The sequence below is a fragment of the Stenotrophomonas sp. YJH_SMC_122 genome (assembly GCF_059369535.1).
Window position 1 is genome coordinate 21,498 of sequence record NZ_JCAFST010000017.1, and the last position, 13,208, is coordinate 34,705.

10 protein-coding genes are annotated in these 13,208 nt (G+C 66.5%); 5 read left to right on the forward strand and 5 right to left on the reverse strand.

Going from position 1 to position 13,208, the window contains the following annotated elements; genetic code table 11:
• Positions 1–80: 80 nt before the first annotated feature.
• The 4 genes from AC5P66_RS18345 to AC5P66_RS18360 are packed head-to-tail and all read left to right on the forward strand — an operon-like array spanning position 81 to position 4,281.
• The gene (locus tag AC5P66_RS18345) at positions 81–1,124 is read left to right on the forward strand and encodes an SPOR domain-containing protein (protein WP_049414288.1); all 1,044 of its coding nucleotides are present in this window, start codon (positions 81–83) and stop codon (positions 1,122–1,124) included.
• A gap of 46 nt (positions 1,125–1,170) precedes the next feature.
• Positions 1,171–1,950, forward strand: coding sequence for a CvpA family protein (locus AC5P66_RS18350; RefSeq protein ID WP_049440279.1), 780 nt, complete (start codon positions 1,171–1,173; stop codon positions 1,948–1,950).
• A gap of 30 nt (positions 1,951–1,980) precedes the next feature.
• On the forward strand, positions 1,981–3,447 hold the full coding sequence (gene purF, locus AC5P66_RS18355; RefSeq protein WP_049414284.1) for an amidophosphoribosyltransferase: 1,467 nt from the start codon (positions 1,981–1,983) through the stop codon (positions 3,445–3,447).
• 9 nt (positions 3,448–3,456) lie between these two features.
• Complete coding sequence (locus AC5P66_RS18360) at positions 3,457–4,281, forward strand: ferritin-like domain-containing protein (RefSeq protein WP_049414282.1); 825 nt, start codon at positions 3,457–3,459, stop codon at positions 4,279–4,281.
• Between the two features lie 67 nt (positions 4,282–4,348).
• On the opposite strand, the gene AC5P66_RS18365 is transcribed toward AC5P66_RS18360, so the two are convergent.
• The gene (locus AC5P66_RS18365; RefSeq protein WP_111097344.1) at positions 4,349–5,806 is read right to left on the reverse strand and encodes a T6SS phospholipase effector Tle1-like catalytic domain-containing protein; all 1,458 of its coding nucleotides are present in this window, start codon (positions 5,804–5,806) and stop codon (positions 4,349–4,351) included.
• 225 nt (positions 5,807–6,031) lie between these two features.
• On the opposite strand from AC5P66_RS18365, the gene AC5P66_RS18370 reads away from it, so the two are divergent.
• Positions 6,032–7,285: a M12 family metallo-peptidase gene (locus AC5P66_RS18370; protein WP_111097343.1), complete on the forward strand. Its 1,254-nt coding sequence runs from the start codon at positions 6,032–6,034 to the stop codon at positions 7,283–7,285.
• Positions 7,286–7,339: 54 nt separating this feature from the next.
• Here the strand turns inward: AC5P66_RS18370 and lpxH are convergent, their stop codons facing one another.
• The 4 genes from lpxH to AC5P66_RS18390 form a co-directional block, all read right to left on the reverse strand.
• Positions 7,340–8,086 carry a UDP-2,3-diacylglucosamine diphosphatase gene (gene lpxH, locus AC5P66_RS18375; protein ID WP_099495919.1) on the reverse strand — a complete coding sequence of 249 codons (747 nt, stop codon included), beginning with the start codon at positions 8,084–8,086 and terminating at the stop codon, positions 7,340–7,342.
• Positions 8,087–8,178: 92 nt separating this feature from the next.
• A complete protein-coding gene (locus AC5P66_RS18380; RefSeq protein WP_049417416.1) occupies positions 8,179–8,718 on the reverse strand; it encodes a phosphatase PAP2 family protein in 540 nt (179 codons plus the stop codon).
• Positions 8,699–9,844 carry a glycosyltransferase family 4 protein gene (locus AC5P66_RS18385; protein WP_495216538.1) on the reverse strand — a complete coding sequence of 382 codons (1,146 nt, stop codon included), beginning with the start codon at positions 9,842–9,844 and terminating at the stop codon, positions 8,699–8,701. Before AC5P66_RS18385 ends, AC5P66_RS18380 begins: the two co-directional genes overlap by 20 nt.
• A 172-nt stretch (positions 9,845–10,016) precedes the next feature.
• Positions 10,017–12,941: a TonB-dependent receptor domain-containing protein gene (locus AC5P66_RS18390; protein ID WP_049417418.1), complete on the reverse strand. Its 2,925-nt coding sequence runs from the start codon at positions 12,939–12,941 to the stop codon at positions 10,017–10,019.
• Positions 12,942–13,208 lie beyond the last annotated feature (267 nt).

A 13,208-nucleotide genomic window follows, 5' to 3' on the forward strand; every position in this document is an offset into this window, starting at 1 on the left:
GCCACGTTCAGCCAATCCCGACGCCGTCCGGTCCGGCACCCGTATAATCGACCGCAACCTCCGGACAGTTGCCGCCTCACGTGGATACGCCTCTGAAACAGCGTCTGATTGGTGCCATCGTGCTGGTTGCACTGGCCGTTATTTTCCTGCCGATGCTGGTCAAGGGGCCTGCACCTGACAGCGGCGTGGCCTCGGTGCCGATCGCCGCGCCGGATGCACCGGCCGATGGCCAGTTCGAAACCCGTGAACTGCCGCTGGTGGCTCCGGCCGGTGGGGCTACCGGCCTGCAGACCGGGCAGGCCAAGCCGTTGCAGGAGGCCGCCACGCCGGCCACGCCGCCGACCGTGGACACGTCCCCGGCGGTTGCCGCCGGCAACTACGCCGTCACTTTCGGCGCATACGGCAGCAAGGCCGACGCCGATGCGGTGATCGCCTACCTGCAGCGCTCGCAGCTGCCGGGCTTCGCAGAAGCGACTACCATCAATGGCCGTCAGGCATGGCGTGTGCGCGTGGGGCCGTATGGCGACCGCGCACAGGCCGAGGCGGCCCGGCTGCAGGCGGTGAAGATCCGCGCCGATGTGAAGGCCGAAGTGATCACCCTGGATGCCGCAACGGGCAGCAGCGCCCCGGTGGCAGCTACCCCGGCACCGGCTACGCCGAGTGCCAGCACCCCGTCCGCAGCCACCTCGCCGTCCGCCAGCAGCAACCCGGTGCGCAGCGAAAGCCTGCCGCCGAGTACGCCGACTGCGACGGCCACTCCGGCGGCCAAGCCCGAGCCGCCGAAGCCGGCCCCGAAGCCCGAAACCCCGAAGCCCGAGCCGAAGCCGGAGGCCACCGCCAGCAAGCCGGCGACGGCGCCGACCACGCCGGCTGCACCGGCGGCCAGCGGCGTCGGCTTCGCCGTGCAGCTGGGCGCGTTCGGCCAAGCCAGCGATGCCAATGCGCTGCGTGACAAGGTCCGTGCTGCCGGCTTCAGCGCCTTCGTCGAGCAGGTGCGTACGGACAAGGGCACCCTGCATCGCGTCCGTGTCGGACCGGTCGCCAACCGGGCTGACGCCGAACAGCTGAAGGCGCAGGTCGCCGCCAAGGTTGGCGTCGCCGGCATGGTCCGACCGCACCCATGACCGACGCGCAGGCCCGTTGCCAGCGCCGCCGAAGGAGCGGGGCGCCATGATCGACGTGGTGCTGCTGATCGTGATCGCTGCCTCGACGCTGCTCGGGATGCTGCGTGGCTTCGTGGGAATCGTCATCGGCACGTTGTCGTGGCTGTTGGCCGCGTGGGCGGCCTTCGCCTTCGGCAACGATGCCGCGCGCTGGTGGGCGGCGCCCGCCGCACCTGGCGGCGAACATTTCGTCGGCGGCTACCTGGGCGTGGGCATTGGCGTGATGATCGTGGTCGCGGTGATCGGCATGGTCATCAAGGCGATGATCCACCGCAGCATGCTGACCAGCCTGGACCGGTTGCTGGGCGGTGTACTGGGGGCCGTGCGTGGTGGCCTGATCGCGGCGATCCTGGTGCTGCTGGCCGGCTTCACCCCGTTGACCGCCGAGCCCTCCTGGAAGCGCTCGGCGGTTCGCCCGGTGCTGAATCCGGCCGTGGCCTGGATGAACGGGAAGCTGCCGCGCTGGCAGGTCCCCGGCGCCGACATGCTGCCCAAGACCTTGCCGACCGACATGCTGTCCCCATCTGCATTGATGGAATTGGGGAAGAACGCAGGCGCCGGGTTGGGAAAGCCGGGCGCGGCAGGCGATAATGGCATCCTCAACCAGGTAGTGGCGGGCGGCGGATGGCTGCGGCCCGCGAAAGCGGAACAGGGCGATGCATACGATCCGGCCGAAGTGCGCCCGGACGCCCCAGCACTGCCGGACAGTATCGAGCCGGACGATCCGGCCAATGTCGACCGCAGGCGCGGCGACCACCGCGGCCAGGTACGGCCACCTTCCTTGTAACTGGGCACAGCCCAGCGGAGACCTCGCACCATGTGTGGCATCGTCGGAATCGTCGGCAACCAGAACGTCGCCGGGCAGTTGTATGACGGCTTGACCGTTCTCCAGCACCGCGGCCAGGACGCGGCAGGTATCGCCACCGCCAATGGCAGCCGCCTGCGGGTGCAGAAAGCCACCGGCCTGGTCCGCGATGTGTTCGACGCCCGCACCATGTCCACGCTGGAAGGCAGCGTCGGCATCGCGCACGTGCGCTATCCGACGGCAGGTTCGGAAGGCATGGACGAGGCACAGCCGTTCTACGTGAATTCGCCGTACGGCATCGCGCTGGCCCACAACGGCAACCTGATCAACACCGAGGCGCTGCGCCAGCAGGTGTTCGAACAGGACCGTCGCAACGTCAACACCGATTCGGACAGCGAAGTGCTGTTGAACGTGTTCGCCTACGAACTGGAGCAGCAGCGCCAGCTCAGCCCGGAAGCCGCGATCCGCGCGGTGGCCGGCGTGCACCGCCGCTGCAAGGGCGGCTATGCAGTGGTCAGCGTGGTGCTGGGCCTGGGCCTGGTGGCCTTCCGCGATCCGCATGGCATCCGTCCGCTGGTGCTGGGCAAGCGCAGCCATGCAGAAGGCGACGAGTACATCGTGGCGTCCGAGTCGGCGGCACTGGACGTACTGGGTTTCCAGCGCGTGCGTGACGTGCAGCCGGGCGAAGCGCTGGTGATCACCGCGCGCGGCGAGCTGTTCTCGGAAATCTGCGCCGAGCCGGCCGAGCACACCCCGTGCATCTTCGAATACGTGTACTTCGCGCGCCCGGATTCGATGATCGACAACGTCTCGGTGCACAAGGCGCGCATGCGCATGGGCATCAAGCTGGGCGAGAAGATCCTGCGCCTGCGCCCGGACCACGACATCGACACCATCATCCCGATCCCGGATACCTCGCGCGATGCCGCGCTGGAGATCTCCAATGTGCTTGGGGTGAAGTACCGCGAAGGCTTCATCAAGAACCGCTACATCGGCCGCACCTTCATCATGCCGGGGCAGGGTGAACGCGTGAAGTCGGTGCGCCGCAAGCTCAACCCGATCCACCTGGAGTTCCGCAACCGCGTGGTGCTGCTGGTGGACGATTCGATCGTGCGTGGCACCACCAGCCAGCAGATCGTGCAGATGGCCCGTGATGCCGGCGCGCGCAAGGTCTACCTGGCCAGCGCCGCGCCGCCGGTGCGCTACCCGAACATCTACGGCATCGACATGCCGGCGGCCGAAGAGCTGGTCGCGCACAACCGCACGGTGGAAGAGATCGAGGCCCACCTGGGCTGCGACTGGCTGATCTACCAGGACCTGGAAGACATGGAAGCGGCGGTGAGCGAAGGCAACCCGGCGCTGCGCAGCTTCGATTCGTCCTGCTTCAACGGCCACTACCCGACCGGTATCGAGCCGGGCTACTTCGAGCGCATCCAGCAGTTGCGTTCGGACGATGCCAAGCACAAGCGCCGCGCCTGAGGATCAGGCGTGGTGGATGTGCCCGACGTTGGTGGCGACCTGCTGCGTGCTGCGCAGCAGTGCCTGGCTGAAGCCGATCCGCTGCGCAAGGTCGCATTGACCCAGGCGTATGCGGCCGCGTTCCGTGCCGGTCGCCTGAAGGTGGCCGCGGATGCGCCGCCGCCGGATCCGATCTGCATGCCGGGGCGTCCGGGACGACTGGTGCTGGTGCATCCGCGCGAGGTGCCACGGCGTGGACTGGGCGGCGTGGAAGGGCGGGCTGCCTTCATCCACGCCATCGCCCATATCGAGCTCAACGCGATCGACCTGGCCTGGGACGCGGTGTACCGGTTCCGGGGCCTGCCGTCGGCGTTCCACGCCGATTGGGTCAGCTGTGCCGATGACGAATCGCGGCATTTCATGCTGCTGCGCGAACGCCTGCAGGTGCATGGCCACGACTATGCTGATTTCCCCGCGCACAACGGTCTGTGGGAAATGTGCGAAAAGACCGCGCATGACGGCCTGGCGCGCATGGCCCTGGTACCGCGCGTGCTGGAAGCGCGCGGCCTGGACGTCACCCCGGGCATGATCGAGAAGCTGCGCAATGTCGGTGATGGCGAAACCGCCGATGTACTGGAGGTGATCCTGCGTGAGGAAGTGGCGCATGTTGCCGCCGGTTCGCGCTGGTATCGCTGGTACTGCGACCGCGCCGGTGTGGAGCCGCGCGCGCGTTTCAAGGAGCTGCTGGTGGAGTACGCCGGCGGCTACCTGCATGGGCCGTTCAACATGGAAGCGCGCCTGCTGGCCGGCTTCGACGCCGATGAGCTGGCCAACCTGGTCGAACAGGCCGGTTGAAGAAAAGGGGACGGAGGGGATTAAGTCGTTTGTGGCACAAACGACTTAATCCCCTCCGTCCCCTTTTTCATGCGTTGGGCAGCACCACGCGCTTGCCATCCACGGTGGGCCGGTTGATGTAGAACAGGCCGGGGCCGGGCCGGTACGGCAGCTCGCTGACGCCGGCGTCGGCAGCGTAGGTCAGTGCGGTGTCGCCCAGCGCGTCGAAGTTCCAGTGCGCCGACTGCATCAGGTAACGCCGCCGCAACAGCGCCTCCTGGGTTTGCGTCAGTGGCTGTCCGGCCACCAGTCGTCGTGCGATGGGTTGCAGGGCGGACGGCAGCTCCCAACCGGGGACTGCGTTGGCATTGGCCGTCCATTGCACGCCGGCATCGATGGCATGCTGCTGCATCACCTGAAGCGCGATCAGCTGGTAGCGCCAGTCGATGCGCCGGCGCAACACCACGGCGGCCGTCACGTACAGCACCGGTGACAGCAGTACGCTGCGGCTGCCGGCGCGACGCTGTTGCTGCCACTGGTGCCAGACATCCACCCAGACTTCTCTTTCGTCCAGGCCCAACTGCTGCCGCCAGCGCTCGGCATCGGCCTGTGACTCGGCGTAGGCCGTGGTCGCCTGCAGGATCGCCAGCGGTGGCGTCTGGTACTCGGCCACGCTCGGGCGGCGCAGCAGCTGCCGGCGCGGGCGACTGAGCAGCTTGGGCCCTTCTTCGAGCTGGTTGTAGCCGCCGCCGATGTTGGCGTGTACGCCGGGCAGGGCGATCTCGGTGAACGCTGGCGCCACGCTGGTCAATGGATAGTGCTGGCGATGCTCGTCACGCGCGCTCAGTTGCAGCACCTGCCTGGCAACGCCTGCATGCAGCGCGAGATGAGGTTGTTCGTCGGCACGGCCACCGCTGACCGCAACCACCGTGTCGAACAGGCCGATGAAGCGCAGCGGCGGATCGGCCGGGGCGAAGTCCGTTGTGCAGGACAGGCCAGCGGCCTGCAACAGCTGCCGCCAGCGGGTGCGATCCCAGGCCTGCAACTGGTTGGCCACATCGCGCGCGGCGGCCGCACCCCGTGAAAAGCCGAACAGATCCAGCTGCACGCCACGCAGTGGTCGCTGCCAGCGCGTAGCGAGTGCACTCAGTGCCGCCGGCAGCAGCACCTGCAGCGCCCGCTGCACTTTGGCGCGCACACCGCTGGCGCCAATGCCGAACGCCAGTCCGATCAGGTCGTCGTCGGCGTCATTGCGGGTACCGACACCTTCCACGTAGATCGACAGGGAGGGGCGCGCCGATGTCCCGCTGCGGCTGTCCGGGTACAGCTGCTGCAGGCGGGCGATGTTGGTCAGGCCATTGTCGTAGCTGCTGGTCAACCGGCTCTGGTAGGTCGAATCGTCATCCGCACGCAGCTGCGCCGGGCGCGGCTGCGGCGGCTGGGGCCTGCCACGGGCCAGGTTGTGTGCGTTGTTGCGGGTGCCATCGAAGAACAGCCCGATCCGCAGCAAGCCGACATCTTCGTCCGTGTCCAGCGATGGTGCCATGTGCATTCCCCGTCGTGGCTGCGTCACGGTAGCGTGAAAGCGGTGTATTGGCGACGTGTAGTGACGCTTTTGACCTTACTTAACCCAGATGCGGTCGATCACAAATCCTGATTTTCACTTCTCTCGCCTATTGAATTCACACGCCCCGCGCAGGCCATATGGCCGAACCCGGCAAACCGGGTCGTGCTGCATCAACGCTGTTCACATCATTCAAGGAGCGACGCAATGTTGTCCAGATCGATTGGCAAAGCGGCAGGTGGCCTGGTGTTGGGTTTGTCGGTGGCAGCGGCCGCGCATGCGGCACCGTTGTTCGAGCCGGTGACGGTCATCAGCCGCGCATCGGCAAACAGCGAGTCCGCACTGGGCAAGCTGCTGGCCACCCCGTCCACGGCGACGGTACAGGAAGTGCGTGTCGATGCAGCCGCCACTGCACAACCGCAGCTGGAATTCGAACTGCTCGGCCAGCGGGTGCAGGCGGTGCGCAGCAAGGTCGAAGCACTGCCCGATGGCGGCAGCATCTGGTACGGCCAGTTTCGTTCGCCCTCGGACAAGCTGACCGCGGCCACCTCCAACGGCCAGGACGACCCCGGCAATTCGCTGATCCTGGTGCGCTCGGGCGACACCATCACCGGCTCGATCCGCAAGGAGGGAAAGCTGTATCGCCTGCGCCCGTTGGGCAACCGCCACGTGCTGGTGGAAGTGGATGAATCGCGGATGCCGGCCGACCATCCGGCCGACTACAACCAGCTGCCGAAGATCCCGATGGGCAACAACGATCGCATCGGCATCGCGCAGGCTTCGTCCGGTACGCCGGCGACCATCCGTGTGCTGGTGGTGGCGACCAATGCCGCCGTCGCCGCCTATGGTGGCAACATGCAGTCGCTGGTGCAGCTGGCGGTGGCCGAGTCCAACCAGGGCTACGGCAACAGCAATGTCGGCCTGACGCTGCAACTGGCCGGTTACGAGACCACCAACTACAGCGAGTCCGGCAACTTCACCACCGACCTGTCGCGTTTCCGTGGCACCAGCGACGGCTACATGGACAGCATCCACACCAGCCGCAACACCACCGCGGCCGATGTCGGCGTGCTGCTGATCAACAACAGTGCCTACTGCGGCCTGGCCTCGGGGATCGGCTCGACCGCGTCGACAGCGTTCGCGGCGGTCTACTGGGATTGCGCGACCGGCTACTACTCATTCGCGCATGAGATCGGCCACCTGCAGAGCGCGCGGCATGACATCGCCACCGACCCGAGCACATCGCCCTACGCCTATGGCCACGGCTACCGCTATGAGCCGTCCAGCGGCACCGGCTGGCGCACGATCATGGCCTACAACTGCACCCGCAGCTGCCCGCGCCTGAACTATTGGTCCAACCCGAACATCAGCTACAACGGCATCCCGATGGGCAACGCCAGTACCGCCGACAACCAGCGCGTGCTGGTCAACACCAAGGCCACCATCGCGGCCTTCCGCTGAGTCTGTACTGTCCGCGGCCGCCTTGTGCGGCCGCGGATTTCCTGCCGGCGGGAATTACCCGCGGGGCAGGGTATCCAGCGACCAGCCATTGGCATCCACGCGCAGCACCGAGCCCTGTTCGTACCAGTCGCCGAGCACGATGCGGGTGCGGTCGCGGCCGCCGGCCTGCAGCGTATGGATGGCCGGGCGGTGGGTATGGCCATGGATCATGGTGTCCACGCCGTGGCGGACGAAGGTGGCATCGACTTCGGCCGGAGCCACGTCGGTGACGGTTTCGAACTGTGCACGATCGCCCTGCTTCATTTCCGACTGGCGGGCCTGGCTGGCCTCGCGCGCCTTCTGCGCGAAGGCGATGCGTGCGGCCAGCGGCTGCGACAGGAACTGCGCCTGGAACACCGGGTCGCGGGTCTGTGCACGGAACTGCTGGTAGGGGATGTCATCGGTGCACAGCAGGTCACCATGCTGCAGCAGCACCGGGCGGCCGTACAGCTCGATCACGCACGGGTCGGGCAGGATGCGCAGGCCGGCACGGCGCGCGTAATCCTCACCAAGCAGGAAATCGCGGTTGCCGCGGATGAAGTAAACGGGCACGCCGCCGTCGGACAGCACCTTCAACGCATCGGCCACCGCATCAGCGGCCGGAGAGGGCGTGTCATCGCCGATCCAGGCCTCGAACAGGTCGCCGAGGATGTACAGCGCATCGGCGCCGGGCGCCTGCTCGCGCAGGAAGCGCAGGAACAGGTCGGTGATCTCCGGACGGCTGGGGTCCAGGTGCAGGTCGGAAATGAACAACGTGGTCATGCCTGCATTCTAGGCCATCAAGGATGATGGTAGCGCCGCGGGAGCGGCGGGGTCGGATCCCTTTCCGGCGGAAAGGCGATCTGATCCCTGGGCTACACCGGCAGCGGCAGCCAGGTCAGGCTGGCCGAAGCCAGCAGGACGGCGATGCCCGTGGCGGCGAGCACGTCGGAAGGATAGTGCAGGCCCAGCACCACCCGCGACAGCCCGACACCGAGGGTGAACGGCACCAGCAGCGGCGCCAGCCACGGGTAGTAGGCCAGTGCCACGATGGTGAACGACACTGCGTGCAGGGTGTGCCCGGAGGGGAAGCTGAATTCGTCCAGCGGTGCCACCCAGGCGCGGATGCGAAGATCGGCCGCGTAAGGCCGCGGGCGCCGCGTCCAGCGCTTGAGGCCCTTGTACAGCAGCAATGCGGCCAGGCCGGTGGCGGCCATGTGCACCGAGGCGCGCAGGCCATCGAAGCCATCCAGCACCACCAGCGCGGCCATCAGCACATACCAGAACACGCCATCGCCGAGACGGCTGATGACCGAGAACAGGCGGCGCACGCGGCGGCGCCGACAGTAATGGTTGGCCCGCCGGCACAAGCGCGCCTCGCGCCCTGCCAGCAGTTCAAGCGGCGTGGTGCGCATGGCCGCTCCTCCGCGACTGCGCAAGCTCGGCCAGCAACGCATCGAACTCGGCCACCACCTGCTGTGGATGCAATCGCTTCATCGCGCGCGCGGCATTGCCGCCCAGTTCGTGGCGTCTCGCGTCATCGGCGGCCAGTTGCACGGCGGCCTCGATGAACTGCTCGTCGCTGTCCACCGCTGCGCCGTTCTCGCCGTTGCGCAGGTACTCACGCGCGGCGCCGTAGTCGAAGGCCACGGTGGCCACGCCGCTGGCCATGCTTTCCAGAGTCACGTTGCCGAAGGTCTCGCTGCGGCTGGGGAACAGGAACAGATCGCCGCTGGCGAAGTGGCGGGCCAGCGCATCGCCGCGCTGGATGCCACAGAAGATGAAATCGGGATTTTCATGTGCCAGCTTCTCGCGGGCCGGGCCGTCACCCACCCATACAAAGCGTGCCTTGGGCCGGATCTGCTGCAGGCGGCGGAATGCCTTCACCGCCAGGCCGAGGTTCTTTTCGGCAGCAATGCGGCCGACATGGATCGCCACCAGGCCGTTGCCATCCACGCCCCATTCCTCGCGCAGTGCAGGATCGCGCCGGCCCGGATCGAACTGCTGGCTGTCCACCGCACGGGCCAGCAGACGCACGCGTTCGAAGCCCTGTTCGCCGAGGAACTGCTGCAGTTCGCGGGTCGGCACCAGGGTAGCGTCCGCCTGGTTGTGGAAGCGGCGCATCCAGCGCATGGCCGCGGCCTGCAGCCATGCCACGCCATAGTCGGGCAGGTATTCGTCGAAGCGGGTGTGGAAGCCGCTGGCGACCGGGATACCGAGGCGGCGTGCGGTACGCAGTGCCGACCAGCCGAGTGGACCTTCTGTGGCGATGTAGACCGCATCCGGGCGCTGATTCTGCCAATGGCGGCCCAGCCGGATCGGGGCTGGCAGGCCGAAGCGCAGGCCGGGGTAGCGGGGCAGGGCAGCGCCGGGAACCAGCAAGGTGCCGGGTGCCGAATCCAGCGCTTCGGTGGACTGGCGGGGGCGGACGAGGTCGATCTCGTGTCCGGCTGCACGCAGACCCTGCTCCAGGCCCTGTACGGTGAGGGCGACGCCGTTGACTTCCGGCGGATAGGTCTCGGTGACGATGGCATAGCGCATGGCGGGCCTCCCGGTTTCCGGCATGCTCGGCCCTGGCGATGTAGCCGACATGACCGCATTGCGACCGCCAGATGACGGTGGCACCGGCGACCGCATCGGCGCTGCGGCCAACAGAAAAAACCACGGCCCCGAAGGGCCGTGGTCCTGGTGCTTCATGTCACAGCGCGATGGATCAGAAGCGCTGCTGGTACTTCATGTAGACGAAGCGGCCGATGTCGTAGCCACCGTAGTACGAGAAGGCCGAGTTCGGCTTGCTGTACATGACCGGGCCGTACTTCTCGAACACGTTGTTGGCACCGACCGACACGGTGGCATCCCACGGCAGCGAGTAACGCACCTGCACGTCGTGGAAGGTGACCGCGCCGCGCTCGTTGTAGTTGCGTGCGCCCTTGTACCACGGTGCGTACACACCCGGATCCGAGCACTCGTCCGGGTACAGCGCGATGTTCGAGCAGGTTTCCTTCACGCCCGAATAGTAACGCGCGGTCCAGCTCGCGCCGAAGTTGCCCCGCTCGTAGCCCAGCACCAGGTTGGAACGGACGCGGAAGGCGCTGCCGATGCCGTTGGTGACGATCGGGACGATCGAGTTGTCGTTGGAGGTGCGGTAGGTGGCACTGGATACGTAGGTGGTGGCCGAGTTCACGTTGAACTTGCCGAACCGCGTGTCCAGACGGTAGCTCACATCCAGGTCGTAGCCTTCGGTTTCCATGAAGCCAGCATTGCGGTTGCCGAACTTCAGATTGGTCACGATGCCGGTCACCGGGTCACGCTGGAAGCGCGAGCAGCGCGCTTCGATACCCGACTCGTAGCAGTCCTGCAGGATCTGGGTCGGCGTGTCGGCGATGATCGTGTTGTCGATGCGGATCTTCCACCAGTCCAGCGAGGCGTTGAAGCCCTGGATGAAGCTCGGGCTCCAGACCAGGCCCAGGGTCTTGCTGGTCGAGGTTTCCGGCGTCAGCAGCGGGTTGGACCCGGAGGTGAACGGCACCGGCGTCGCGTCCGTCGACGTGTTCACCGGGGTGCCACCCTGGCGCAGCTGGCGGAAGGTATTCGCATTGGCGATGTCGCGTGCGCAACGTGCACGGACTTCCGCGCTGGAGGCCGAGGAACCGAAGCGGGTGTCGCACGGATCGCTGAACTGCGCGAAGGTCTCCGAACCACCACCGAACAGGTCGCTGATGGTCGGTGCACGGAAGCCCTCGGCCCAGGTGCCACGCACCATCAGCGAGTCGATCGGCTTCCACTTGAAGCCGAACTTGCTGTTGAGCGTGTTGCCGAAGGTGTTGTAGTCCGAGAAGCGGGTTGCGCCATTGAAGGTCAGTTCCTTCGCGCCCGGCAGGTCGGCCAGCACCGGAACGTTCACTTCCAGGTAGGCCTCGTTGACGGTGTAGTCACCACCGGTCGGGCCTGCGGCCAGGTTGGTGGTCGCGCCGGTCTGGGCCAGGGCATCCGGGGTGTACTTGCCTTCTTCCTTGCGGCTTTCCACGCCGAACGCGAAGCCCAGGTCGCCAGCCGGCAGGGTCACGATGCTGCCGGCGATGTTGGCAAAGAAGTTCTTGGAGGTGGTGCGGCCCTTGGTGATCTCTTCCGGGAACAGCCACGCCTGCAGTTCTTCGTTGCCGTACAGGCCATCGGCCGCCGTCGTGCCGTACGGCACCAGCGGGTTCCACGGCTTGCACACGTCATAGGAGATCGGTGCAGCGGCGGTGCCGCACTGCACCTTGCCGGTGGCGGCGTTGTAGAACGACGGGCCGACGCCGCCAGCGACGCGACCCTTGTGCAGGTTGCCGGTCGCCACCGATTCCAGTTCATTGCGGTTGTACTGGTAGCCCACTTCCCAGTCGAAGTAGCGGCTGCCGATCTCGAACGAACCGTCGAACGACGCCACCGCGCGGTAGGTCTTCAGCTCGCTGGTGGTCACGCGCGGCACCTCCCAGGTGCGGCGGTTCCAGGCCACGGCGGTCGGGGTGGCATACCCGTGCTGGCGGCCGAACGGATTGAAGTAGCTGTTGATCGACATCGAGCCGACACCGGCGGTGCTCGACTGCAGCGGATAGCCCGCGATCTGGCGGGTGGACTCACGCTGGTTGTAGCCCAGCTCGGTACGGAAGTTGACGTTGTCGGTGATCTTGAAGCGGCCGTCGAAATAGACCGAGTCGCGCTTGACCGGATACATCACGTGCATCTGGTCGTTGGCGTTGCTCACGTCACCGGTGAACGGCGTGCTATCGGTGAGGTGGTAATTGGCCGGGTTGGTGGGATCCGCGCCGCGGTTGAGGGAATAGCCGCAGCCCGCAGTGGCGGTACAGCCCGGGCCGCGCAGACCGGTGAACTGGCCGTACTGGCTGATCGTGGTCCAGTTGCTGCTGTCGTACGGATGGCGATCGGTCATGCCGTACTTGCTGAAGCCGCGATCGCGCGCCCACACGCCCTTCTCTTCGGCATGCTCGGCGGACAGGGTCAACGACACGCGATCGTTGCTCCAGCCGGCGACCACGTCGAAGCGGTCACGCGCGCCGTCGCCCTGGCTGTACTGGCCGTGGTAGACGTTGGCAGTCACACCGGTGACGTTGGAACGGGTGATGATGTTCACCACGCCGGCCATGGCGTCGGAGCCATAGATCGCAGAGGCGCCGTCCTTCAGCACCTCGATGCGTTCCACGGCGGACACCGGCAGGGTGGAGATGTCCTGGTAGCCGGACGTGCTGATGCCCAGGCGCTTGCCGTTGACCAGCACCAGGGTGCGCTGGGTGCCCAGGTTGCGCATGTCGATGTAGGTGCCGCCCGCGTTCTCGCCTGCGGTCAGCGCATTGGCGCGGCTGATGGTCGGGCTGCCCATGGCGGTGACGTTCTGCAGGATGTCGGCAACCGAGCTGAAACCCTGCTTTTCGATGTCGTTGCGGCTGATCGCGAACACCGGTTGTGCGGTTTCCACGTCCACCTGGCGGATGCGCGAGCCGGTGATCTCGATGCGGTCGAGGTTGGTCGGGTTGGCGTTGCTGCCTTCCTGGGCAAACGCGGGCAGCGCCGCCAGCGCTGCAGTGGTAGCCAGGGCGTAGCGGATGGCCTGCCCCAGTGCGGTGGTGCGTGAAGTCATGGCGAGCTCTCTCTCTCAGGTCGTGCACAGGACGCCAAAGTGGGCGTCGAAGGAGCCAGCTGGGTTGATGACCGAGCCGGCGACCCGATAGTAGTCTCGTTAGTTAATACTCTGTAAAGGGTTCGTATCAATTTATGTCACGCGGCCGCGCCAGCCTTCACAAAACGTGAACAAAAGCAGACGCTTACGTGATGGCAGCGATTGCCCACAGCGCGCCGTTGTGTTGCGAAGCAGCACAAAAAACCGCCAGACTGCGCAAAGTGGGAG